At 43.0% G+C, this 1499-nt stretch carries 1 protein-coding gene; it reads right to left on the reverse strand.

Translation table 11 applies throughout. The features are described 5' to 3' along the window. Positions 1–1256 precede the first annotated feature (1256 nt). A partial coding sequence (locus Q0140_RS06960) for a hypothetical protein (RefSeq protein WP_297963227.1) occupies positions 1257–1499 on the reverse strand: 243 nt, incomplete at its 5' end.

Here is a 1499-nt window from a genome sequence, read left to right on the forward strand (position 1 = left end):
GAAATTTGATTTATCAAGAGGCGGATGCGCTTTCCCGAGCCGCGCAGCCTAAAATTTTAAAATTTATCGTTACAAATTTTAAAATTTAGCCTAAATTTACAGCTCGTAGAATTCCGAAATTCTAAAACTCCACGGCGCAGAATTTCAAAATTCTAAAATCCCGGTTCATAATTTCACGCCGTAAAATTTCAAAATTTTGCAAGTTCTAAATTTAGGCTCAAATTCCAGAGGCTTGGAGACAGTGGGGTTTAAGAATTTTGCTCGCTAAATTTCGCCGCTCAAAATCGTGCAAAATTTAATCGGCGCTACTTTTAAGCATAGAAAGTAGCCTGCGCCAAAATCAAGATGCTAGCCACCCACATCTCAGCTACTTAGAACTTCGCAAGCAGCGCGTACGGATCAATCCCTGCCGCAGTGACATTTGAAAAACTGCTCCATAAGGCTTACAAAGCCCGCACAGGCAACTACTTGTTTTGCTTATATTTTCAGGCAGGACGAACACGCTTAGCACGGTCAATATATAACAGCGCGAAAAATTTCAAATACAGCCGTTTAACAATTTTGATAAATTTTGAATTTAAGACAGGTGCATCCCGGCGCCCGGCTCGAGCCCAGTTCGCGCTAGCTTGATTTTTTCGGGCACCGTTTGCTTTGGTCAGCTTTGTTTCGGATTTTTTCTGCACGTCTTGAGTCCGTTTTTGCGTGCTTTACTAAATTTTCTCGGCGAAATTTTACCACGATAAAATTTTACGTAGTAAAGCTATACCTAAAATTTCAAATCCGCTAAAGTTTAAAATTTTAAAGCTGCGTGGAGATTCGCCAAAGTAAGGCTTCGCAAAAATTTAGCTAGAAATTTAAAAGTGTCCGCGCCATTTATTGTACCGAACGTAGGCTAGCGCGACAATACATACTCTACCGAGAACGGCGAGCTGTTATTGCGGTAACTCAAACGGCATGCTACCAAGCCTTACCGACGCAATAAAGCAGGAAGCGGTCTATGTGTATGAATTTGTGGCAGATAAAATTCCACCGCGATAAACACAATAAATTTAGATATTACGGATGATCTGCGTAATTACGATTCTTATGTGTCGCATCGTAAATTTTGCGCGTGGCAAGCTTTGAGCCGAAAATATTGTCGTCTCTTATCGCGGTCGCGCCAAAAAACCATGACTGTTTGCGACGCCAAAAGCTACTTACGTGCAAAGCGAACAAGAATAAAATTTTACCAACCTGGCGCGACGAAAGAGCCGCACCTACGCCGCTATGATTTCACGTACCTTTTCGGTAAAGCTATCGCTCACGATGTATTCGGTCGGATAAACTAGCACCTCGCTACCGTTGCGGATCCGCAGAATCAGCCGCTTGGTGTTTTTTAGCGCCGTATCGCAAAAGGCGAGATGGTAAATTTTATAAATTTTCTCGCGACTTAGCTCGCCTAAGCTTAGCTCAAACTCGAAATCCTGCGCGTTTTTGCGCTGCGTCTCGCGCTCTTTGCG

The organism is uncultured Campylobacter sp. (assembly GCF_938045405.1).
In the GTDB taxonomy this organism is placed as follows: Bacteria; Campylobacterota; Campylobacteria; order Campylobacterales; family Campylobacteraceae; genus Campylobacter_B.